The organism is Domibacillus sp. PGB-M46 (assembly GCF_022668875.1).
In the GTDB taxonomy this organism is placed as follows: domain Bacteria; phylum Bacillota; class Bacilli; order Bacillales; family Domibacillaceae; genus Domibacillus.
The window spans coordinates 69,368-91,136 of record NZ_JAKGCR010000004.1 but is presented as its reverse complement, the minus strand read 5'-3'; the positions used below and the strand labels follow the sequence as shown (position 1 = coordinate 91,136).

23 protein-coding genes are annotated in these 21,769 nt (G+C 46.5%); 6 read left to right on the top strand and 17 right to left on the bottom strand.

The annotated features are described in order from the left end of the window. Complete coding sequence (locus L2D08_RS06310; RefSeq protein ID WP_242232905.1) at positions 1-1,323, bottom strand: FAD-dependent oxidoreductase; 1,323 nt, start codon at positions 1,321-1,323, stop codon at positions 1-3. Continuing rightward, the gene (locus L2D08_RS06305; protein ID WP_242232904.1) at positions 1,320-1,601 is read right to left on the bottom strand and encodes a GNAT family N-acetyltransferase; all 282 of its coding nucleotides are present in this window, start codon (positions 1,599-1,601) and stop codon (positions 1,320-1,322) included. Before L2D08_RS06305 ends, L2D08_RS06310 begins: the two co-directional genes overlap by 4 nt. 151 nt (positions 1,602-1,752) lie before the next feature. On the opposite strand from L2D08_RS06305, the gene trhA reads away from it, so the two are divergent. Then, positions 1,753-2,409, top strand: coding sequence for a PAQR family membrane homeostasis protein TrhA (gene trhA, locus L2D08_RS06300; RefSeq protein ID WP_242232903.1), 657 nt, complete (start codon positions 1,753-1,755; stop codon positions 2,407-2,409). A 29-nt stretch (positions 2,410-2,438) separates the two neighbouring features. Here trhA and L2D08_RS06295 read toward each other — a convergent pair whose 3' ends face one another. The 9 genes from L2D08_RS06295 to L2D08_RS06255 all read right to left on the bottom strand — a co-directional run bounded on the left by L2D08_RS06295 (position 2,439) and on the right by L2D08_RS06255 (position 12,038). After that, the gene (locus tag L2D08_RS06295) at positions 2,439-3,386 is read right to left on the bottom strand and encodes a tripartite tricarboxylate transporter substrate-binding protein (RefSeq protein WP_242232902.1); all 948 of its coding nucleotides are present in this window, start codon (positions 3,384-3,386) and stop codon (positions 2,439-2,441) included. Continuing rightward, complete coding sequence (locus L2D08_RS06290) at positions 3,383-4,063, bottom strand: response regulator (protein WP_242232901.1); 681 nt, start codon at positions 4,061-4,063, stop codon at positions 3,383-3,385. The genes L2D08_RS06295 and L2D08_RS06290 overlap by 4 nt, the downstream gene beginning before the upstream one ends. Beyond that, the gene (locus L2D08_RS06285) at positions 4,060-5,343 is read right to left on the bottom strand and encodes an ATP-binding protein (protein WP_242232900.1); all 1,284 of its coding nucleotides are present in this window, start codon (positions 5,341-5,343) and stop codon (positions 4,060-4,062) included. The genes L2D08_RS06290 and L2D08_RS06285 overlap by 4 nt, the downstream gene beginning before the upstream one ends. A gap of 93 nt (positions 5,344-5,436) precedes the next feature. Next, a complete protein-coding gene (locus tag L2D08_RS06280; protein WP_242233170.1) occupies positions 5,437-6,762 on the bottom strand; it encodes a CitMHS family transporter in 1,326 nt (441 codons plus the stop codon). Positions 6,763-7,016: 254 nt separating this feature from the next. Then, complete coding sequence (locus L2D08_RS06275) at positions 7,017-7,376, bottom strand: replication termination protein (RefSeq protein WP_242232899.1); 360 nt, start codon at positions 7,374-7,376, stop codon at positions 7,017-7,019. A gap of 99 nt (positions 7,377-7,475) precedes the next feature. Next, a complete protein-coding gene (locus L2D08_RS24260; RefSeq protein WP_242232898.1) occupies positions 7,476-8,915 on the bottom strand; it encodes a phospholipase D family protein in 1,440 nt (479 codons plus the stop codon). 71 nt (positions 8,916-8,986) lie between these two features. Then, entirely contained in the window at positions 8,987-10,051 is a 1,065-nt protein-coding gene (locus L2D08_RS06265; RefSeq protein ID WP_242232897.1) for an acetyl-CoA C-acyltransferase, read from the bottom strand. After that, positions 10,048-11,451, bottom strand: a complete 1,404-nt coding sequence (locus tag L2D08_RS06260; RefSeq protein ID WP_242232896.1) for an AMP-binding protein — start codon at positions 11,449-11,451, stop codon at positions 10,048-10,050. The genes L2D08_RS06265 and L2D08_RS06260 overlap by 4 nt, the downstream gene beginning before the upstream one ends. A 32-nt stretch (positions 11,452-11,483) precedes the next feature. Beyond that, positions 11,484-12,038, bottom strand: coding sequence for a biotin transporter BioY (locus L2D08_RS06255; protein WP_242232895.1), 555 nt, complete (start codon positions 12,036-12,038; stop codon positions 11,484-11,486). Between the two features lie 164 nt (positions 12,039-12,202). Between L2D08_RS06255 and L2D08_RS06250 the strand changes: the two genes are divergently transcribed. Together L2D08_RS06250 and L2D08_RS06245 are read left to right on the top strand one after the other, a co-directional pair. Next, complete coding sequence (locus L2D08_RS06250) at positions 12,203-13,366, top strand: aminotransferase class I/II-fold pyridoxal phosphate-dependent enzyme (protein WP_242232894.1); 1,164 nt, start codon at positions 12,203-12,205, stop codon at positions 13,364-13,366. A 34-nt stretch (positions 13,367-13,400) separates the two neighbouring features. Next, positions 13,401-14,744 (top strand): TrkH family potassium uptake protein, encoded by a 1,344-nt coding sequence (locus L2D08_RS06245; protein WP_242233169.1) that lies wholly within the window; start codon positions 13,401-13,403, stop codon positions 14,742-14,744. A 13-nt stretch (positions 14,745-14,757) separates the two neighbouring features. On the opposite strand, the gene L2D08_RS06240 is transcribed toward L2D08_RS06245, so the two are convergent. The 6 genes from L2D08_RS06240 to bioB form a co-directional block, all read right to left on the bottom strand. Beyond that, positions 14,758-15,600: a formate/nitrite transporter family protein gene (locus tag L2D08_RS06240; RefSeq protein ID WP_242232893.1), complete on the bottom strand. Its 843-nt coding sequence runs from the start codon at positions 15,598-15,600 to the stop codon at positions 14,758-14,760. Between the two features lie 177 nt (positions 15,601-15,777). Then, complete coding sequence (locus L2D08_RS06235) at positions 15,778-16,449, bottom strand: LrgB family protein (protein ID WP_242232892.1); 672 nt, start codon at positions 16,447-16,449, stop codon at positions 15,778-15,780. Continuing rightward, complete coding sequence (locus L2D08_RS06230; protein WP_242232891.1) at positions 16,446-16,814, bottom strand: CidA/LrgA family protein; 369 nt, start codon at positions 16,812-16,814, stop codon at positions 16,446-16,448. The genes L2D08_RS06235 and L2D08_RS06230 overlap by 4 nt, the downstream gene beginning before the upstream one ends. After that, a complete protein-coding gene (locus tag L2D08_RS06225) occupies positions 16,811-17,161 on the bottom strand; it encodes a MaoC family dehydratase (protein ID WP_242232890.1) in 351 nt (116 codons plus the stop codon). Before L2D08_RS06225 ends, L2D08_RS06230 begins: the two co-directional genes overlap by 4 nt. After that, entirely contained in the window at positions 17,154-17,549 is a 396-nt protein-coding gene (locus tag L2D08_RS06220; protein WP_242232889.1) for an FAS1-like dehydratase domain-containing protein, read from the bottom strand. The genes L2D08_RS06225 and L2D08_RS06220 overlap by 8 nt, the downstream gene beginning before the upstream one ends. Positions 17,550-17,628: 79 nt before the next feature. Next, complete coding sequence (gene bioB, locus L2D08_RS06215) at positions 17,629-18,621, bottom strand: biotin synthase BioB (protein ID WP_242232888.1); 993 nt, start codon at positions 18,619-18,621, stop codon at positions 17,629-17,631. Positions 18,622-18,794: 173 nt separating this feature from the next. Here bioB and yidC point away from each other — a divergent pair, with 173 nt between their 5' ends. From yidC to L2D08_RS06200, 3 genes are all read left to right on the top strand, one after another. Then, the gene (gene yidC, locus L2D08_RS06210) at positions 18,795-19,556 is read left to right on the top strand and encodes a membrane protein insertase YidC (RefSeq protein ID WP_242232887.1); all 762 of its coding nucleotides are present in this window, start codon (positions 18,795-18,797) and stop codon (positions 19,554-19,556) included. A gap of 150 nt (positions 19,557-19,706) precedes the next feature. Then, complete coding sequence (locus L2D08_RS06205) at positions 19,707-20,408, top strand: 5-bromo-4-chloroindolyl phosphate hydrolysis family protein (protein WP_242232886.1); 702 nt, start codon at positions 19,707-19,709, stop codon at positions 20,406-20,408. Beyond that, entirely contained in the window at positions 20,353-21,534 is a 1,182-nt protein-coding gene (locus tag L2D08_RS06200; RefSeq protein ID WP_242232885.1) for a toxic anion resistance protein, read from the top strand. Before L2D08_RS06205 ends, L2D08_RS06200 begins: the two co-directional genes overlap by 56 nt. Positions 21,535-21,769 lie beyond the last annotated feature (235 nt).

Genomic DNA, 21,769 nt, shown 5'->3' with positions numbered 1-21,769 from the left:
TTATCTGGCCCGGCGCGCCGCTTGCTGAATAGGATCCCATACACTGTTAACCGGCGGAGAATAGCTTAAATCCAAATCTTCCAGTTCTTCGATGGTCATGTTGTTAAACAGGGCCGCCGACAGCACATCTATATGCTTCTCTGCCCCGCGTTCGCCCACTGCCTGGCCGCCGAGCAGCAGCCCGGACTCCGGATCATATAAAATTTTCACGCGAAGAGGAGAAGCATCCGGGTAATAGCCGGCTCTGTTTTTTGTTTCAACCGCAGAGACCCGATAGGAAATCCCTTCCCTTTCCGCTTCTCTCTCCGTTAAGCCGGTTGATGCAGCCACCAGGTTAAAAAATTTAAAAACGGACGTACCGGTAACACCTTTAAAGGACCTTGTCCGGCCAGCCATGTTCAGTCCGGCTATTCTTCCCTGCTTGTTAGCGGTTGTGCCGAGCGGAATATAATCGGGTTTTCTTTTTACGAGATGAAAATGTGTGGCACAGTCTCCGGCTGCGTATATACCGGGTATCGAGGTCTCCATCCGGTCATTGACGATAAGCGCGCCATTTTCAAACATATGAATGCCTGTTTTCTTTAAAAAAGCGGTATTAGGACGAATGCCGACAGCAGCAATGACGAGATTCGCCGGATAAGCGGCCCTGCTCGTTACAACCTGTCCCGCTTCAATTGCCTCAACGTGTTCATTCAACGATAGAATCACACCGTGCTGCTCGGCTTCCTGGTGAAGCGCCCCGGTCATATCCGAATCAAGCATGCCGGCAATTCGGCTGCTTCTTTGAACAATCCGAATCTGTTTTCCGAGCCGGTGAATATTTTCAGCCATTTCAAGGCCGATATATCCTGCGCCGATAATGACAACTTCGTTTACCTCTTTTAGGCTGAGATGACGCATTAAACGCTCGGTATCCGGAATGGTTTTGACGACGTGCACCCTTTCTACCCCTGCTCCTTTCCAGGACGGCAGAACCGGGCTGGCTCCGGTTGCAATTAAAAGCCGGTCATAGGAAACGGTAAACGTTTCTTTCGTTTCGTGATTCACGCCGGATACAGTCCGTTTTACCGGATCTACCGCTGTAGCTTCATGCAAAATGCGGGCATCGATCCCATACTTCGTGCGAAATGTTTCAATGCTTCGGGCAATCACTTTATCCGTTGAGGGAATAAGGCCGCCGACCACATAAGGAAGCCCGCACTGACCGTAGGAATAAATAGATCCCTTTTCAAGCACAGTAATCTCTGCTTCGCTGTTACTGCGCACGATTTGCATGGCAGCACTCATGCCGGCCGCGTCTCCCCCAATCACCACATATTTCATGTAGACTGGGCATTTACATCGTCATATTTGCCGCCTCTTGCAAACTTTGCGACGACGTAGGAGCAGGAAGGAATAATTTTCAGGTTTTCTTCTCTTGCATAATCAGCAAGCGTATCGAGCAGCTGTTCGGCTACACCGCCGCCGCGCAGCTCGTGTGCGACATACGTATGGTTGGCATTAATTTTTCCTTCCCCGGCCGGGACGTAGGTAATCTCCGCAACACGCCGGCCGTCTTTTTCCATGTAAAAAATGCCGTTTTCATGTTTAATTGGTTCCATTTCAAAAAAACCCCTTTCATCGATTGTCTTTATCAGTATACCCGTTTTTCCAGTATGTCCTAACCTTTTTAAAAGGCGGAACGAGAATAATTCGAAATGAATATGCTACAATACGACTGTGACATTTACCCAATGGGAGGAGCTGCCGCATATGAAAGAATCTTCGACTACACATGTATTTTCCAGAGGTGAGGAAATTGCCAACTCCATTACCCACGGAATTGGCGCCCTGCTCAGCTTAGCCGCTCTTGTTTTATTGATTGTTTTTTCGGCCATTTACGGAACCGGCTGGCATTTAGCAGGATTTATGATTTTTGGCATCACGATGCTGCTTTTATATGTGTCTTCTACGCTTGTTCATAGTTTTCCTCAAGGAAAAGTAAAAGACCTGTTTGAAATTTTTGATCACGCGTCTATTTATTTGTTTATAGCAGGGACGTATACGCCATTTCTATTTGTGGCCGTCCAGGGAACGCTCGGCTGGACACTGTTTGGTTTAGTATGGGGTATGGCCATAGCAGGCACGGTGTTTAAATGCTTTTTTGTAAAGCGGTTTGTCGGGCTGTCTACCCTCTTGTATGTGCTGATGGGCTGGCTGATTGTTTTTGCCTGGGGTCCGCTTACAGCCGCTCTTTCCCCCATGACGCTTTCTTTTCTGGTTACCGGGGGGATTTTATATACAGCAGGCGCCATTTTTTATGTCTGGCGCGGTTTTCCGTATCATCACATGATCTGGCACTTATTTGTACTGGCAGGCACCGTGTTTCACTTTTTTGCGGTTCTTGGCCTTTTGCCGCAACCAGCGTAAAAGCTGTCTCTAATAAATAGAGACAGCTTTTATTTTTGATTCATGATATAGCGGTATTTTTTCGTATCAGACCGGAGCAGGGCCTCTGTATCCTCGCTGTTCCGATAAAAGTGAGTCCAATGATTTTTCTTCAGCTCTTCTTTCCAATAAGGAGAAGATTGAACTGCGTTTAAAAGCTCGCCCCACCATTTCCGCTCCGCTTCTGTTAAATCGCCAGGCCCCATCACGCCGCGCCAGTGCGGAAACACGACATTAATGCCTTGTTCCTTCCATGTTGGCACATCCGGGAGATGACCAAGCCGCTTCGGCGAGGAAATGGCGATAATGCGGACGTTTCCATTTGCCGCAAAATCTTCTGACTGAGAGGAGGACAGAGAAGCGGCAGCGATTTTTCCGTTTTGAAGCGCTTTGAGGAGCGCTTTTCCGTCAGGATAGCGAAAAAAACGAAGGGAAGCCGCCGATATGCTCTTTGTACGTGCTGCCTGCGCGAAAGCAATTTGGTCATCGTTGCCAAATTGCGGCTCAATGCCAATGGGATAGCGCCCGGGCTCCGTTTTCAGCTTGTCCATTAAGTCATTAATCGACTGGATAGAAGAATCACTGGAAACGATCACGGCCTGCCACTCGCTGGCCATCGTGGCAAGCGGCGTAAAATCTTCGTATTGAAGATTGCTGTGACCGAGCAGGTTGTTTGTGAGCAGCAGGCTTGAGTTAATGGCGATCGTGCTAGAGTCTTCTTCGTTTAAGCGGGCCCAGCCGTCATTTCCGCCATCGCCTTCTTCGTACACAATATGTATCGGCTGTTTGATAAGCTGCTCCCTTTCAATAACCGTTTTAATCGATTTGGCGAGTGCATCCCAGCCGCCGTTTGGAGAGCCGGGGACAATAAAGGTCAGTTCCTTTTCTTCAAGCGGTGGAGAAGACGCCGCACAGCCGGCCGTAAAAAAAATCAAGACAAGCAAAAGAAGCTGCTTCATGACCCAACCTTGAAATAGCGGCGTTCCGGTCTTCCGACGATGCCGTATTCGTGTTCAACCCGGCATTTCCCCACTGTAACAAGGTATTCAAGGTAGCGGCGTGCCGTCGTCCGGGAAGCGCCAATCTGGGTGCCCATTTCTTCAATCGATACGCCGTCCCGCAGGTTTTCCAATACTTCTGACACCCGGTTTAGCGTCACGCTGTCGATACCGGTTGGCAGCTGGGCCGCTTGAGGCAATGCCTGGGCGGTTCCCGCAAAATAAGCATCGACTATATCCTGGGTAACCTGGCTTGTGTCCTGAAGCAGCTGTTTTTTCTTTTTATACTCGTTTAACACCGATGTGAACTTTTCAAGAGAAACCGGCTTGATTAAATAATGAAAAACGCCGTAACGAAGTGCTTCTTCAAGCATTTCTTTTTCGGAAGCTGCGGTAACCATAATAATATCGGTTTTCGGGAAACGGTTTTTTATGATCGGCAGTAGCTCCGTGCCGAGCATATCCGGCATATAAATATCAAGCAGCAAAACATCTACTCTCTTTTTTTCGAGCATGGCAAGCGTATCTTCTGCATTTAATGCTTTTCCTGCAAGCGTAAACCCGCTTAATTGTTTCAGAAACTCTTCTTGTATGCTGGCAATACGAAAGTCGTCTTCCGCGATCGCAACGTGTATCATCCATGTCCATCTCCTTTAACTGCGTTCTTCGGTATGTAAATCGTAAAAATAGTGCCGGAAGGGTCATTTGGCAGCACCTCAATCACGCCTCCGCAAGCATCAACGGCTTCTTTTACATTATAAAGGCCAAACCCCCGGTTTTCCCCTTTTGTCGATACTCCTTTTTCAAACAGGGATGAAACCGTTTGTTCGCCAATCCCGGTCCCATTGTCGGTCACTTCAATAATTAAAGTTGGACTCGCATCTGTGATCAAAAAAGAAACACAGGGGCTTTCTTTTTGCCTGACGGCTTCAAATGCATTATCAATTAGGTTGCTGATAATGGTTAAAAGCGCATGACCGTCCATATGGGAAGGGATACCGGACAGCACGCTTTCCTGTTCGATCGAAAAGGAAATCTTTTTTTCTGATGCTTTAGCAGTTTTGCCGAGCAGTACAGCTTGAATCAAGTCGTCTTTAATTTGTTTAAAAACGATATGCTGCTGCAGGGAAACACTATCAGCTTCCCTTTGAATAAACTCAAGGGCAGCTTCATGGCGGCCGAGCTGCAAGAGACCGGATAAAACATACAGCTTGTTCATAAATTCATGCGTCTGAGCCCGGAGCTCATCAGAATACAGCCGTATTTCATCAATCGTTTTTTTATACAAGGATGCAATTTTTACAGGCTCAAATCCAAGTGTATCAGATAAAATGCTTCTAGTGAGCCATAAACCGCCGGCAATCCCGACTAAAAGCGCTAACGCGGCGGCAAGCAGGATATTTCCCGTCTGGGAAGCAATTTGGGCTGCAATCGATTTTTTGGAAAATTCAACAGATACGGTTCCAATTACTTCTGAATGGCCGTCTGCTGCTTGGACAATCGGAGCTTTGCCGATAATGGCTTCGCCGTCTGTTCCTTTTTCCTCTACTGTGTAGGAACCTCCGTAAATAAGAGAGCGGCTGTCTGATTCATGAAGCGGCTGTGCGTTTTGATACGTAGATAAGGCGGTTCCGTTTCGGCCCGCAATCGATATGGACTGCGCAGCGGTTCTTTCCTGAATATGCTCTAAGACGGGAAGCAGTGTATCCGATTTGCGGTCGTCGGTTAAGAAAGCACTCGTTTCCGGCATAAAAGAAATCGTTTGAGCAGTCTGCAACGAAAGCTGGTGTACCTGATCGGCGGTTTCTTTTGCCTGAATCCAGTAAAAAACCGCAGACATGCCGGCTACGATGAAAAAAAGCAGACAAAAAACGAGTGTAAAAATTTTCGTTCGAAGCGGCACGATTTTTCTTTTCATGTGAACTCCTATCTTCTTTTTACCAAATTGTACGAAAAAACAGGCCAGAATAAAAGAAAAAATCCCGGATTCGGTTTGATCCGGGATTTTTTCTTATAGAGAAATAACACCTAGCAAAATAGCAGCTACCGTCATGACAACGGCTGTTCCGACTGTCCATAAAAGCGTAAAGCGCTGATATTGGCCAAAATCTACTTTTGCCATCCCGACAAGCAGATACGTGGAAGCTACAAGCGGACTGAGCAAGTGGACCGGCTGGCCTAAAAGTGAAGCACGTCCAATTTCAACAGCACTTACACCATAATTGGAAGCAGCCTCTGCGATAATAGGCAGAACACCGAAGTAAAAAGCATCATTAGACATGAAGAATGTAAATGGCATGCTCGCAAGCGCTGTGATAACAGGAAGATGCGGGCCCATCGAATCTGGAATAATGGCAATCAAGCTTTTCGCCATCGCATCAACCATTTCTGTTCCAGATAAAATACCTGTGAAAATACCGGCTGCAAACACGAGTGATACGACAGCCAGCACATTGCCTGCATGTGCTGCAATACGTTCTTTTTGATTGGCTACATTTGGGTAGTTGATCGTAATGGCAACAGCAAAAGCAAGCATAAACAGGATTGGCAGCGGCATAACGCCTAGAATGAGCATCACCATAAGTGCAATAGTCAGCGCAAAGTTAAACCAAAGAAGCTTTGGACGCTTCCATTTTGCATCTTCTTCTGAAACAGCAGCTGTTCCGAAAAACGTTAAATAGCTTTTTCCTTCAACCGGCTGATTGAGTTCTTCCAATGAAAGGACACCAAGGCGGTTCCGTTCTTTTTTACCCATCCAGTAAGCAGCGGCAATCACCCAAAGAGCGCCGGCAGCCATAACTGGAATAAGAGGATTAAACAGCTCCTGCATATCAAGGCTCAGGGCACTTGCTGCACGGGCAGTCGGCCCGCCCCAAGGTGTAAGGTTGGTTACCCCTACAGCCATAAGCGCTACAGCCGGAAGAATAAGCGGATTCATTTTTAAACGCTGGTAAAGCGGAAGCATAGCTGAGATCGTAATCATGTAGGTTGTGGTTCCGTCTCCGTCTAATGAAACAATCATAGCCAGTACAGCGGTACCGACCACAATTTTCATTGGATCTCCTTTAACCGCTTTTAAAATTTTTCCTACTACAGGATCAAACAAGCCGGCATCGATCATAATGCCAAAGTAAAGAATCGCAAACATCAGCATAACGCCGGTTGGTGCAAGATCCGTAATACCCGTTAAAGCCATTTCTCCAATCTTGGATCCAAATCCGGCAAAAAGAGCAAATGCAGCCGGGACAATCATCAGTGCGATCAATGCGGATAATCTTCCGCTCATTATCAGATACATAAAAACAGCTACCATCGAAAATCCAAGAATGGCGAGCATTGTCATAGAAACCAACTCCTTTTTTTCTTTTTCTCATTTTTTCATTTTTTACATTCGCTTTTTGAAAACGCTTTATTATTGAATAATTTAAATAATTTAACTAGAAACGTATATAAAAAGAAAAATAAAAACATTTTATTTTTAAAGTGAATTGTGTTCATAAAATCCAAAACACATTACTTTCCCTGCTAGAATACGGCAAAAAACCGCTTCTTTTATAAAAGAAGCGGTTTCTTAACAGGTAGTTATCCAGCTTAGTATACATCCTCCAGCGCTTTCCGTAACAAAGACATGCTGCGGTCGAGGTCGGTTTTCACTTGTTTCTTATATAACTTTGCTTTTTCATAGTCGGCAAATTGATAGATGACGATTTCTTTGTATTTTGCGCCTTCCTGCACTTTTTTCTGCCGCTTTAAGATGCCATCATCAATCAGTTCATGAAGAGAGCGGTAAATTTCCGAATGGTTTGGCTCGTATCCAAATGCTTTAAACGATGCTTTCAGTTCATCCATTGCCTGCATACCGTACATTTTATGTTCTTCCACAAAACGAATCATATACAGTTTTAAGAATGCACGCTGCTTGATTAAAAACTTTCCTTCACCTCTTGGCATTTTGTCACGACCTTTTTTCTTTTATTTTAATTCTTTCTTTTAAAAATGTCAAATTTGAATTTTGCACATAATGCAATTAGTTGAAAATTTTGTTTTTTTCTAAAAGGTTGTAAAATGAAGCAGTTTTTGAAATGAGTAAATGGTTCGTTTTATAATCGATATTTTTTCGTTATGCTTTTCATATGGATCTGTGTAAATAGCTCCTTTATTTTCCCAAAGCATATGCATATACGCATCTACTTCTTTTATAATAGGCTGATTGTGGGCGGCTCTTATTTTCAGGTCTGTTTCCGGATTATAGTTGTTTAAGTTGCGGGACGTATGATTGGCGGACCCGCTGATGACAACCGATTCATTTTCATGCCTTATATACATCATTTTTGAATGAAATTGCTCCGGGGACTGGGCGGACCAGCGAACTTTTACCCTGTTATGTGTGTCTTCACGCAGTTCAGCTGCCATTGGAATATTGGGCAGGCCTGTTTTTTTGCGTCCAAACGAATTTTTATTTGTATCTAAAATTAAGCGGACATCTGCTCCCCGCTCTGCCGCGTCTGTCAGTCCTTCAATCATATTCCGGTCGGCTAAGTAAAACATAGCCAGCCAAATTTCGTCTCCTTTTTGGGCACGATCCAATTCTTTTTCAATTGCTTCTTGTATTTTGCCTTCTGTTAAAAGCTGGACACGAACTTCCCCGCTTTTTTCGGCCGCATTCGTCCATTCTGGAAAAGAGATGTTCCGGCTTGTATTGGCAACGGCTTTTTCGCTTTGCAGCATATCTCCCACGAGCGCTTCTCTTATTTCAAACGCTGTATTCGCGAAATAATAGCTTGCGTCATGCGGATTCGCTGAACTGATCAAGGACGTTTTTTCGGTTGTAATGGTTTTTCGGTGATTCGCTTTTACATTCATGAGTTTTAAATAAGAACGTACGGTCATATCCGGCGCCATATCCGTTAATCCATTCGGCAGCCAGCCTTCCTTGCTCTCACCCCACCACGTAAACAGCATGCGGTAAAATCCGCTGTAAATGGGATTCGGGTCCCGGAACGCATCCAAGTTTGTTTCGACAACCTCGATCCCTGCTTTTTTCATCGCTTCAAACTCGGGTACGGTATGAGAGCCGTACGATGAATTTACTTCATCTGTAATAAAGATAATCGGCATGTCCGGATTTTCCGCTTTTTTTGCCAGCAGTGCATCCGTTATTTTCTTTGTTATAGCTGGGTATTCTTGTTCTTTTTCATGGTAGGAATTAAATAAAAAGAAGTCCAAAACGATAAATTGTTCTGCTTCGTCTATAATGTCGAGGGTCCTTGTGAAAATTTCTTCCTTATAAAATTTCTCCCCGTTTTTTTCACCGGACAGGTTGTAGAAAAAATCAACATCTTCACTCGGAACCGCCCATTCTTTGCCCGCATACGAAATATGCTCCGGCAGCGGCCGGTACACATTGTAAAGCATGATCACTACATATAAAGACAAAAAAAGAATGGCGAACAAGCGCCATTTCCCTCTCCGATCTAACTCTTTTTTCACCGTGCTTTCCTCCTTCTCTTCTTTCCCGTTTTATACCCGTGCATGTACTGGTAAAAACCGATTTGGAGGTTTTAAACGCGTTCAAAAAGCATGGCTACTCCGATGCCTCCTGCACTTCCTACTGCGGCAATGCCGAATTGTTCATTCCGCCGCTGCATGCCGTAAAACAGCCGCAGTGCAAGCATGGCGCCGGATGCTCCGTACGGATGGCCAAGTGCCAATCCGCCCCCGTCCGGATTTATTTTCTCAAAAGGAATACCGAGCTTTCGTGCTGCATAAATGATTTTCACAGCGAATGCTTCGTTTATTTCCCATACATCAATATCTGATACAGAGAGCCCCGTTTTCATGAGCAGCTTTTCAATCGCCGGCACAGGCGAAGCGGCTGGAAAGTTCGGATCGGCACCACTGGCAGCGCTGGCTATCACTTTCAAGCCTGGTGCTTCTACAGACGTCATGAATACTGCACAAGCCGCATCATTAAAAGCAGATGCATTTAATGCGGTCACCGTTCCGCCCGGCTGAAAAGCTGCTTTTGCCCGCGGAGCCATCCTTTCAATCTGCCGTTTTTTCAAAGCTGCCTCATCTACTGGGCATCCGCCGACCGGGACGATTTCATGAGTGAACCGCGCTGCCGCGATCGATTCGGCAAACCGCCGATAACTTAATACAGCGTAATCATCCTGATCCTTTCTTGAAATGTCTTCCCGCTCAGCAAGCCATTCTGCTGCTATGCCCATTTCCGGATCTCCAATCGACTGCGGAGAAAACACGGCTTTTTCCGGGCGCAATGAAGTACTGGAGCTTTCACAGCCGCCGGCAATGACATGCTGTGCTTCGCCGGAAGCAATAAGCCCTGTACCAAGCCGAATCGCTTCCAGCCCTGATGAACACTGCCTGTCCACTGTGAAGCCGGGTATCGACCGGGGAAGCCCGGCCAAAAGAGCCGACAAGCGCGCAATATTTCCGCCCGGCCCCGTGACATTGCCTAAAATCACTTCGTCGGGCAAAGCTGTGGAGCAGTCTGCCAGCTCTTTGATAACAGGTGCTGCAAGATGGGCTGCTTCTATTGTTGAAAAAATCCCATTCTTTACTCCTACCGGCGTTCTTTTCGCATTCGTAATGTAAACAGTCACTGCAGGACCTCCTTTGCTTTTTCTCGAAGGGCTTTCCGGTCGATTTTTCCATTCGTTGTGAGTGGAAGACTGTTTGTTTGAATCCAATGTCTTGGCAGCTTTTGGACAGATAGAAACTGCTTTGTAAAAAAGCGGACGGCTCCTTTGTCTGCCCCGCCTGTATAAAAGCAGACAATCCGGTCGCCAAGGTGCACATCTTCAATAGACGTGACCGCAGCCGCATGTACATCCGGACATTTTACAACGACCCGCTCTATTTCTTCCGGATAAACATTTACGCCGCCTGTAATCATCATAAACTGCTCTCTGCCTACCACATATAAACAGCCAGCTTCATCTACATAGCCCGCATCTCCGACCGTATAAAAGCCGTCTTGACCAATGTCAAGCTCGTACCGGCCTTCATGCACATAGCCGCTGAACAGCATCGGGCTTTTCACATAAATGGATCCGATTTGTCCCGGAGAAAGACTTTTACCTCCTGACCGAATATCCACCGTTACACCCGTGCTCGGTTTTCCGGAGGAAGCAGGACGCACTCTGTAATCCTCTGGTGTCATATAAGACACAAAGCTGAGCTCGGAGGCACCGTAAAACTCATAAAGCGGTGCCGCGGGATATGTATCAGTCCATTGCTGCTTCCGCTCCGCCGTCCACCCTGCACCGGATAAAAAAACAATTCCTTTTGAAGCAATGTAAAAGCGATTGTACAGCGCTTCAAGCATCGTCGGAACCGCGTAAAAAACAAACGAATCCAGACGGTTTAATGCTTGAGCCGTGTGCTGCGGCACAAACTTATCCATTAAAAGAACCGGCTGTCCGCTAAAAAAAGCAAATGCGGCTCCATATAAAAACAGTGAATGGTGAATAGGACCGGCGATCACGGCCGTTTCGAGCCCGGTTAGCGGAAAATCGGCCATCCCTGCTTCAAAACTTTTCAGCCAGGACCGCTGGCTGCGGATAAATTGCTTTGGCGTACCGCTTGAACCAGAAGTGAATCCAGAGTAAAACATACAATGAACATCCTCATGGCAGTAAGAAGAAGGGATGGTCTGCTCAATCAAAAAGCCGGTTTTTTCAAGCTGCTCTGCCGGAATGAACAGCACCGGCTTTGCGAGCCGAAGCCGCTCAGCCTGTTCTGGTTCCGTCATCCGCGGATCAAGCGGCATAAAAACAAACCCAGCCCGCACCGCACCGCAAAATAGGGCGAGCGTTTCCCATCTGTTTTGAGCGGTTAACGCAACGGTTTCTCCCGGCTGCCCGTGTGATAAAAGCCAGGCGGCAGCGCGCTTTGTGATCTCCTCCCACTCCCGGTATGTAAAGGTTCGATCCGGCGTTTGCAAACAAATATGCTCCGGACACGAATGTGCCCGGAGCGATTGTGTGGACGTTAAATTCATCTTTTATCCCCCCACTGGTACTATATCAAAATTTATGCGGCGCGGCGAAAAGACGGTACAGCCTGCAGGGCAGTACGCAGTCTTGGAACAAGAAGGGCCGCCGCCGCCGCTTTCAGCAGGTCACCCGGAATAAAAGCGGCACTTGCCAGCGTGACTTCTTTCAGCCCGACCCCTGTCAAAAGTGACTGAACGGGAATGCCGATAATATACAAAACGAGAACGCCTCCAACGACGTTAGCAGCAAATGTACGCTTAGCTGATAGTTTTGCGGCGCGTTCAACCAGGAAGCCGACCACAAATGCGCCCGCAATCCAGGAAATCAGGAAACCGGCACTTGGTCCTGCAAAAACAGCAAGACCGCCCCGCCCGCCGGCAAGAATAGGAGCTCCTGCTGCGACAGCCAGCAGAAAAATAACCTGGCTGAGTGCACCCAGCCGGGCACCGAGTATGCCCCCCGCAATCATCACACCGATTGTTTGAAAGGAAATCGGCACAGGCGTAAAAGAAAGCGGAATAGGCGGCAGGAATCCAAGCACGGCCATCATAGCAGCAAACATAGCCGCCTGCATCCAGTGAACTGTTTTCATGTATGTAACCCTCCAGTGAATTGTTTTTTTTATTGTAAAAGGCGGCTCCCTCTATTGTCAACCTGTTTTTAATATAGTTAACAAATCAAGCCGCATACTTTTTTGATTTGATGTGGTAAAATAGGGCGCGTACATACATATTTTCATGCAACGAGGTGCTTGTCTTGAAGATTCAACCTTCTAAAAGAATGGCGGCCTTTGGCCCATCCATTTTTAGTGACTTAAAAGCCTATACGGATCAAAAAAAGCAGCAAGGCGATATTTTAATTGATCTAAGCCTTGGCAGCCCGGATTTGCCGCCGGATGAACGTGTTCGGACCGTTCTAGCCGATGAAAGTGCGAAAGCGGATGCCTACGGCTATACACTAGGCGGAACCGCACAGTTTTATCAATCCGTAGCCGATTATTACAAGCGGCGCACACGGGTCCTTTTAAACCCGCAAACAGAAATCGTTCAAACGATGGGATCTCAGGAAGGGCTCGTGCATCTTCCTCTTGCTTTTTGTGATCCCGGTGATATCGTGTTAACGACGAACCCTGCTTATGTTGCGTATGAAGCCGGCATTTCTCTCGCTGGTGCGGTGCCGTACTTTATGCCGCTTCTGCCTGAAAATCAATTTCTGCCGGATTTATCTCTTATTCCAGAAGATATCGCTCAAAAAGCAAAGCTAATGCTGCTCAATCTGCCTGGCAATCCTGTACCGGCAATGCCGAATCGTGCATTTTTTGAGCAGGTCATTGATTTTGCTAAAAAGCACGATATCATTGTACTGCATGACGCGGCTTATTCAGAGTTTTACTTTGAAGGCGGGGAACCGTTTAGTTTTCTTTCTATTTCCGGTGCAATGGAAGTAGGGATGGAAATCAATTCTCTTTCTAAAACCTTCAGTCTGGCCGGGGCACGCATTGCGTATATTGCCGGAAATGCTGACATGATTCGTGTGCTGAAGCAGCTCAAATCCAATTTGGATTATGGGGTGTTCGCTCCGGTTCAGAAAGCAGCTATTTTTGCCCTTGATCATGCGGAGGAAATCACAAACAAGCTCCGGATGGAATTCCGGGCACGGGCTGAAGCACTCTCATTGGGGCTTCAAGAGATCGGATGGCCGGTTGAGCAGCCTGGGGGCGGCATGTTTTTATGGACGAAAATTCCGTCCGGCAGCGATGACCGCGCTTTTGTTTTCGAAGCGATTGATAAAGCCGGCGTTGTAATGGTGCCGGGAAGCGCATTTGGCACAGCGGGCAAGGGCTATGTGCGTATCGCCCTTGTACAGCCTGTTCCCTTATTAAAACAGGCTGCAGAGAGGCTTAAAAAGGTGATTGTATGACGAAGAGAAACACACAATGGGGAAGGTGCCGGGCATGAAGTTAAAACAGCTGCGGCTTTCTCCTTTTCAGGTTATTTTCCTGCTTTATTTAAGCGGTGCTGTGTTTGCCAGTATTTTATTGCTGCTGCCGGCCGCTCACAAACCAGGCGTAGATATTTCGTTTATAGATGCGATTTTTGTAGCGGTCAGTGCCCTCAGTGTAACGGGCTTGACCCCGGTCAGCACCGTTGACACCTTCAGCACGACCGGGTACTTTTTTATCCTCCTTATCTTACAGGTAGGCGGCGTCGGCATTATGACGTTTAGTTCCATGGTGTGGCTCCTTTTTGGTAAACGGATTGGCATGCGGGAGCGGCAGCTCATTATGGCGGACCAGAACCGGACCGATTTAAGCGGCCTCGTTAAATTAATGAGGGAAATTTTTCTCCTTATTCTTGCTATTGAAGCAGTTGGAGCTCTCGTACTCGGCATTCATTTTATTCAGTACTACCCGACGATCAGCGAAGCGTTCCTGCACGGCCTGTTCGCTTCGGTCAGTGCCACAACCAATGGCGGCTTTGATATTACCGGCGCTTCCCTTATTCCGTACGCAAATGACTATTTTGTTCAAGTTGTGAATATGGTGCTGATTATTCTTGGGGCAATCGGATTTCCCGTATTGATTGAAATCAAAGATTTTTTAACCTACCGCGGATCGCGTAAATTTGCGTTCAGCTTGTTTACAAAATTAACGGTTACCATGTACGTGCTGCTGGCTGTCATCGGCACAGCGGGACTGCTTTTGTTTGAGCGAAACCATTTCTTAGCGGATAAAGTATGGCATGAATCGTTTTTCTATGCTTTGTTTCAATCGGTTGCATCGAGAAGCGGCGGCTTGGCCACACTGGATTTAAATGACTTTTCATCGCCGTCCCTGCTGCTTTTGTCGGTGCTCATGTTTATCGGCGCCTCACCCTCAAGTGTAGGCGGCGGTTTGCGAACCACAACGGTTGCAATTGCGGCACTCAGTGTATTTACATTTGCGCGCGGAAAAAACACCATTAAAGTGTTTCACCGGGAAGTACATCCCATTGACGCGCACCGGTCGTTTGTCGTCCTTGCGACCGGAACGTTTATCTGGGCTGTTTCCGTTATTGCTCTTGCTTATTTAGAGCCGGAGCTCGCGCTGCTTCCTATTATTTATGAGGTTTCATCCGCATTTGGTACAACGGGTTCAACCCTTGGCGTAACAAGCGTGATCGGCACACCGGCTAAAATGATTTTGATTGTCCTTATGTTTATTGGCCGGGTAGGGCTGTTTTCCCTTCTTTTCCTCATTCGCGGCAAAGAAATCAAAGACTCTTACCATTATCCGAAGGAACGCATTTTAATTGGTTAAAAAAAGCCGTCGCTCAGCGACGGCTTTTATTCATTTCAAGAAGCTTAACAGTCATGCGTTTCTTTGCTTCTCCCGGTATGCTTTTTTGGACTGGTTTTGCCAGGTACATGTATACCATGCCGACAAACACGCTGCCGCCAATGATGTTTCCTAAAGTAACAGGAATTAAATTGTGAACAGCGCTCACTACAGAAATCGCTTCAGGATGCGGCACCGCCAGAGCCAGGCTGAACAAAACCATATTCGCCACACTGTGTTCAAAGCCGGCCACAACAAATGTCATAACGAACAGCAGCATTGTCACGATTTTCGCCATGTCCCCTTTCATCTGCATAGGAATCCAGACAGCGAGACAGACGATCCAATTACATAAAATTGCTTTAAAAAATAATTGAGACGCAGGGTAATGCATTTTATGAGAAACAACATCCATTAAATATTGAGAATTCGCCGTATCATGATAAATTCCTGCTCCACTGATAAATAGGGCGAAGCATAAAGCACCGAGCAGGTTTCCTGTGTAGCACGCCCCAAGAACAGCCAGTGCTTCTCTCCAATTTGTTTTGCCGCTCATTGTACTCATTGTGAAATACATCGTATTGCCCGTAAACAGTTCCGCTCCTCCGTAAAGAATTAACACAAGGGCAATGCCGAAAAACGCACCGAGCATTAAGACTGTGGCTGGTGATCCTGCATCAAAAAAGGGTTCCGCCAGTTTAAAGGACAGCATAATGCCAAAGCCGATAAAAAAGCTTGCCAGCATCGCTTTTATAAGATATTGAAGAGGGTTATGGCGCAAAATCGCTGACTTTTTAACCGCCCATGCATTTATTTCCTCATACGCTTCTTTATTCACTGTTCTCACTCACCATTCGGGGTAATTTGTGAAACACTTCACAATTGATTTATACTTTTATTATACGCCCTCTTTATGGAAAGTCTATAGAAAAGTTGTCACAACTTTTCGTCTGTTTTTAAAGCGTTCTCACATTTATTCCGCAAAAAAAGACGACGAGCCGGGCTCGTCATTTTATTAAAGAAAAGGGAACAGCCAGGGCAGAACAAGCGAGGTAATAATGGCAGAGACGCCCATTGCAGCGCTGGACACCGTTCCTTGAACAGGTCCTTCCTGTACAGCCTGGCTTGTTCCAATACCATGAGAAATGGTGCCGATACCGAGTCCTCTTGAAAAAGGATCGTTTATGTTGAACATCGTTAATAAAGGCGGGCCAAATACAGCTCCGAAAATACCGGCTGTAATAACAAAAGCAGCGGCCAGGGCTGGATCGCCGCCAATAATCACAGCTGCTTCCATCGCCACGGGCGTTGTCACGGCTTTTACAGCGGCGGTCGCTTGAATGGTTCGGGAGAGGCCAAATGCAGAAGCCATCCAAACAGCCGATACAATCGTTGCGAATGTACCGACAATCAAGCTGGCGGCGGCTGGAAAAAAGCGCTCACGCAGTACAGCCCGGTTATGATACAGCGGCAGAGCCAGTGCTGCGGTTGCCGGACCGAGCAAAAAGGTCATGATCTCTTTCGCCGGTGTATATTCTTTATACGATACGCCCGAGGCAGCCAGCAGGCTGATGATCACCACAGTCGATGTAAAAACGGGCGTTGTGAAAGGGGATGGAAACCGCAAAGCGGCCCACCGCGCCAGTTGATAAATTGCAATGGTTACAGTTATGTAAATAATAGTCATGCTTTCTCCCTGCTTCTTTTTGCCAATGCACTAGAAAGTCCGGAGGTAATAAGAAGGCCTATCACCGAACTGCCAGCAATCACTGCCATAAGGGCAGCACCGTCTGATCGGATCAGATCCCCGTAGGTGATTAATCCGGCTGCAATTGGAATAAAAAAGAAAGCTAAATGCTTGTTTAAAAAAGCAGCTCCACTTTCGATCATTTGAACAGGAACCCAGCCTTTTGATAAAAGAAAAAGCAGGATCACCATGCCGGTAACACTGGCTGGAATCGGGATATGCAGCCAGGAAACAAGAAACTCAGATCCATAATATAAAGCGGACAGAAACGCAAGCTGAAAAAGAAAAGCGGCCGCTTTCTTCACTTCACTGTAAAGGTGCCTTTCATTTTTATTTCGCCTTTCTCGTTTTGAACTGTTACACTGCCTTTGCCTGCTTCCTCATCCGTCCAGCTGCCTTTGACCACAAGCGGCTCGCCGGGATACGTCATCGCCTGAAAACGGGCCTCGTAGGACGTTAAATCGCCTGCCTCCCATTCACGGATCGCACGGCTTCCAAGCGCCATTACGAGCATCCCGTGTGCAATACAGCCCTTCAGCCCGGCTTTTTGTGCATAATCAGGGTCTGTATGAATCGGGTTAAAATCACCTGAAGCGGCTGCATACTCACGAATTTCTTCTGCGGTAATCGTCCAGTAAAGGGGTTTAAACATAGGCTGCTCCTTTCTGTTCAATCAAGGTCGAACGCGATGTAACGGCTGGATGGTTTTCTTTTAAATAAACGGTTTCAAGCTTTGCGAACGTCATGCCTCTTTTGGACGTCCGTCCTGTCATATACACAACGGCTTCAATGCGGTCACCTGGAAAAATGGGTTTTATGTATTTATAAGACTGGCTGCCGTGCAGCACACAAGCGGGGTCAAACTGGAGAAGCTCCGTTAATTTTTGAAAAGACAACCCGCCGTGAAAATCAAGTACAGTGAGAAACGTAGGCGGGATCCCACTCCCCGTATCGGCAGCTGAAACCGCTTGTTTAAATGCAAAAACTTTCCCCTCATCCACCGTGCAGGAATACCGGTACAGCTCTTGTTTTTCTTTCATACTCTCACCCTTTCTTTGAATGATTTTACCATATCTGTATGTAAAAAAGGTCCATGAATTCATGAACCTTTTTGATCTATTAAACAGGAGCCTGCTCGTGCGCCTGCTCTACTTCAAATCCCATATCCTCAATCATTTTATGATCTGCTGTGACCTCCTGGCCGGGAGTCGTCAGATAGCTTCCTAAAAAAATAGAATTGGCCGCGTACAAGCCAAGCGGCTGGACGGAACGCAAATTCACTTCCCGGCCGCCTGAAATCCGGATTTCTTTTGATGGATTGATAAAACGGAACAACGCCAATACTTTTAAGCAAAAAAGCGGCGTAAGCGGCTTAGCGTTCTCAAGCTTTGTACCCGGTATGGCATGCAGGAAATTAACGGGAATTGAGTCGGCATCAAGCTCCCTCAGGCTGAAAGCCATATTGATAATATCTTCATTCGTTTCACCCATGCCGATAATGACACCGGAGCATGGGGACATGCCGCTTTCTTTTACGCGGCCGACTGTTTCTGTACGATCGTTGTATGTATGAGTAGTCGTAATCGACTCGTGATGGTTTTTGGATGTATTTATATTATGGTTGTACCGGTCCACTCCTGCTTCTTTCAGCTGTACAGCCTGCTCTGGTTTCAGGAGTCCCAGGCATGCACAAATGCGCATCCCGTATTTGCTTTTTATCTCTTTTGCCGCCTCTGTAACAGTGTCAAGTTCTTTTTTAGACGGTCCTCTTCCGCTCGCCACGATGCAGTAGGTATTTGCGCCAAGGGAATGGGCTTTTTCGGCACCGGCCACAATTTGTTCGCGGCTCATCATCCGGTATTTTTGAATGGGAGCCGTTGACTGGGACGATTGAGAACAATAGCCGCAATCCTCCGGACATAAGCCGGATTTTGTGTTGATGATCATATTCAGTTTGACTTTCTTTCCGTAATAATGGCGGCGAAGATGAAAAGCGCCCTCGAGCAGCAGCAAAACGTCTTCATCGGGACACGTTAAAATATTCTCAGCTTCCCTTTCTGAAAGCTTGTAACCTTCTAAAATCTGTACAGCTAATTGATTCCATGTTGACATGGTAATCCCTCCTTTTTTTCCAGATTAAAGGATTGGTCTTCGTTTTGTCAACCTCATAAAACATAAGGTTTACATTTCGTCTTATCATTGATTAATTGTTTTTGCAGGAAAAAAGGAGTATACTTTTTTTGTCTAAAGCAACTAGCCTGCTAGCAGGCGCAGGAGGAACAAATTTGAAAAAACAATTAACAATTGCGCTTACTGCTTTATCGGCCGTTTTGTTGTCCGGCTGTCAAAGCGCACAAACAGAAGGCCATTTTTTCCATGATTACCTCGTGAATCCGTTCGTTGAACTGATTCACTGGCTCGGCGAAATGTTTGGCAGCTATGGGATGGCAATCATCGTCATTACGATTGCGGTACGATTGATTCTGATGCCGTCTATGCTGAATTCGATGAAAAAGCAGGCCGCCATGCGCCACAAGATGGAAAAAGTAAAACCGCAGATGACTGATATTCAGGCACGATTAAAAGCGGCTAAAACACAGGAAGAACAGCGGAAGATTCAAATGGAAATGATGACTCTTTACAAAGAAAATGGCATCAATCCAATGGCCATGGGCTGCCTGCCGATGCTTTTACAGCTGCCGGTCTGGACAGGCCTTTATTACGCCATTACCGTCTCAGAAGATATAAAAACGCATGAATTCCTTTGGTTCCGCCTCGGGCAGCCTGACATTGCCATGGCCATTATTGCGGGTATTATGTACTATATTCAATTCCGCCTGTCCATGCAGACAATGCCGGCCGAACAGCAGCAGCAAATGAAATTTATCGGCCTGCTGTCTCCGATCATGATTTTAATTTTCTCTTTTAATGCGCCGGCTGCCCTTCCTATTTACTGGAGCGTCAGCGGACTGATTCTTATTTTCCAATCATGGATCGGGCGCAAATATTATCAGAACCACCCGCCGGCCGAAGAATCAGCAAAATAAGAAATGCCCCTTTTTTCAAAAAGGGGTTTTTTCATAGAAAAAAACGTAAACAATGGACTATAGATGAAACTTTTTCTGCGGCTCGTCCGTATAAAGAAACAAAATACGCTCATGCAAAAGAGCAAAATGATAAAATGGAGTGGATGAACGATGCGATATTCTTTTTATTGGTCCCGCCGCCTGGCCGTTTCACTCGCAGCAGCCCTCGTGCTGACCATGCCGTTTGATGGATGGCTGGCATGGGCGGCATTCGCAGCCGGTTTTGCAGGAATGTTTATGCTGTATACCAATTTCGGCAACAGACGAATCCAAAAAAAATATGGATTAAGCCGTAGAGAATATTACTATATACTTGATCAGCTAAAAGAAGCGAAAGCGAAGCTGTCCCGGCTGCAGCATTTGTTTTTAAAGGTACGGAGCCTTCGTTCTCTTAAACAAATGATTGAATTAAACAGTCTGGTAAAACGTATTTATTCGGTTGTCAAAAAAGAACCGAAGCGGTTTTACGAGATTGAGCCTTTTTTCTATTCTCATCTGGATTCAGTGGTGGAGCTGGCTGAAAAATCAGCACTTCTCTCAAGTAAAAAAGTAAAAGGCCCGGATATGAAACGATCCTTGCTTGAAACGACTGAAACACTTGGTGACCTGTCCCAAACATTAGAAGCGGATCTTCGTCAAGTGCTTGCCCGTGATATTGAGCATTTAACGATCGAGCTCGATGTTGCCCGGCAGCGCTCGGCTCAAACGAAGAAACTAATCGAACCTGAACAACCTGCTTTGAAAGGAGACAACGAAGATGAACAACGAACTACAGTCACAACAGGCACCCGTTACGGGCGCAAAAAACGATGATTTATTAAATGACCTTCTTGCCGATCCATTTGGGGACATGCCTTCTGCCCCGAGCACAGCTGCCCCTTCTCCACAATCTAAGCGGCTTGTCGATCTGCTTCCAGCTGAACACCGCCAGAAAGCAGAGCAGCTGGCCGCGCAAATTGAAGCTGGAAACCAGCAGGCCGTTTTTTCCTTCGGGACTGCTGCCCAAACAAAGCTGTCTGATTTCTCACACCACATGCTTGATCATGTACAGCGCAAGGATATCGGGCCGGTTGGCGATATTTTAAATGATTTGATGAAAAACTTAAAAAATGTAAATCCAGATGAATTGCGGGAGGAAAAGCGAAATGTGTTTTCCCGTATGTTTGGCAAAGTATCGGATTCCGTGCAGGAAGTGATGACGCGCTACCAAAAAGTCGGTGCTCAAATCGACCGCATCGGGGTCAAGCTTGAGCATTCCAAGCGCGGACTTATCGAGGATATCCGGATGCTTGAGCAGCTCTATGAAAAAAACAAAGAATATTTTCAGGCGCTCAATATTTACATCGCTGCTGGAGAATTAAAGCTTGAAGAAATCGAAACGAAAACGATCCCGGCGCTGCGCCAAAAAGCAGAGCAGACGGGTGATCAAATGGATTTCCAGGAAGTCAATGATATGATCGCTTTTGCGGACCGGCTTGAAAAGCGTCTGCACGACTTGAAGCTGAGCCGCCAGATTACGATTCAAAGCGCGCCGCAAATCCGTTTGATTCAAAATACAAATCAGGCGCTGGCTGAAAAAATCCAGTCTTCCATTTTAACGGCTGTGCCGCTCTGGAAAAATCAAATCGCTATTGCTTTAACGCTGGTCCGCCAGCAAAAAGCTGTAAAGGCACAAAAAGAGGTATCGAAAACCACGAATGACCTGCTGCTGAAAAACTCTGAAATGCTGAAAGTCAACTCGATCGAGACTGCCCGTGAAAATGAGCGCGGCCTTGTTGATATTGAAACATTAAAGAAAACACAGGAAAACTTAATTACAACGCTTGAAGAAACAATCCGCATCCAGCAGGACGGGCGTGCAAAACGAAAAGCAGCGGAAGACGAATTGCTTGTGATGGAAGACGATTTAAAACAACAGCTGCTGCGTTTAAAACAATAGATTCAAATACAAAAAAGCTGCTCCACAATGGAGCAGCTTGAGACTGTCGACAAAGTCGTCAGTCTTTTTTTTATGAAAGTTTTACCGTCGAAAACAGGCAGGAGACTTTTCGGGAAACATTCTTTCTTAAAAAGAGCCGATAAGTGAAGCCTGCCGGACTTCGTGTTCCTTAGGGCAGTGCGGAAGCCTCCTCGGCTGCGCCTGCGGGGTCTCCCGACTCACTGTACTTCCCGCA

Coding starts and splice junctions, on each gene's coding strand:
- L2D08_RS06235 (WP_242232892.1), bottom strand. CDS start 16,449: ATGACTATTATTTACATAACTGTAACCATTGCAATTTATCAACTGGCG.
- L2D08_RS06200 (WP_242232885.1), top strand. CDS start 20,353: ATGAACAACGAACTACAGTCACAACAGGCACCCGTTACGGGCGCAAAA.
- L2D08_RS06305 (WP_242232904.1), bottom strand. CDS start 1,601: ATGGAACCAATTAAACATGAAAACGGCATTTTTTACATGGAAAAAGAC.
- L2D08_RS06310 (WP_242232905.1), bottom strand. CDS start 1,323: ATGAAATATGTGGTGATTGGGGGAGACGCGGCCGGCATGAGTGCTGCC.
- L2D08_RS06285 (WP_242232900.1), bottom strand. CDS start 5,343: ATGAAAAGAAAAATCGTGCCGCTTCGAACGAAAATTTTTACACTCGTT.
- L2D08_RS06280 (WP_242233170.1), bottom strand. CDS start 6,762: ATGCTCGCCATTCTTGGATTTTCGATGGTAGCTGTTTTTATGTATCTG.
- L2D08_RS06275 (WP_242232899.1), bottom strand. CDS start 7,376: ATGCCAAGAGGTGAAGGAAAGTTTTTAATCAAGCAGCGTGCATTCTTA.
- L2D08_RS06295 (WP_242232902.1), bottom strand. CDS start 3,386: ATGAAGCAGCTTCTTTTGCTTGTCTTGATTTTTTTTACGGCCGGCTGT.
- L2D08_RS06255 (WP_242232895.1), bottom strand. CDS start 12,038: ATGAAAACAGTTCACTGGATGCAGGCGGCTATGTTTGCTGCTATGATG.
- L2D08_RS06260 (WP_242232896.1), bottom strand. CDS start 11,451: ATGAATTTAACGTCCACACAATCGCTCCGGGCACATTCGTGTCCGGAG.
- L2D08_RS06205 (WP_242232886.1), top strand. CDS start 19,707: ATGCGATATTCTTTTTATTGGTCCCGCCGCCTGGCCGTTTCACTCGCA.
- L2D08_RS06290 (WP_242232901.1), bottom strand. CDS start 4,063: ATGATACACGTTGCGATCGCGGAAGACGACTTTCGTATTGCCAGCATA.
- L2D08_RS06225 (WP_242232890.1), bottom strand. CDS start 17,161: ATGTTTAAACCCCTTTACTGGACGATTACCGCAGAAGAAATTCGTGAG.
- L2D08_RS06245 (WP_242233169.1), top strand. CDS start 13,401: ATGAAGTTAAAACAGCTGCGGCTTTCTCCTTTTCAGGTTATTTTCCTG.
- L2D08_RS06220 (WP_242232889.1), bottom strand. CDS start 17,549: ATGAAAGAAAAACAAGAGCTGTACCGGTATTCCTGCACGGTGGATGAG.
- bioB (WP_242232888.1), bottom strand. CDS start 18,621: ATGTCAACATGGAATCAATTAGCTGTACAGATTTTAGAAGGTTACAAG.
- trhA (WP_242232903.1), top strand. CDS start 1,753: ATGAAAGAATCTTCGACTACACATGTATTTTCCAGAGGTGAGGAAATT.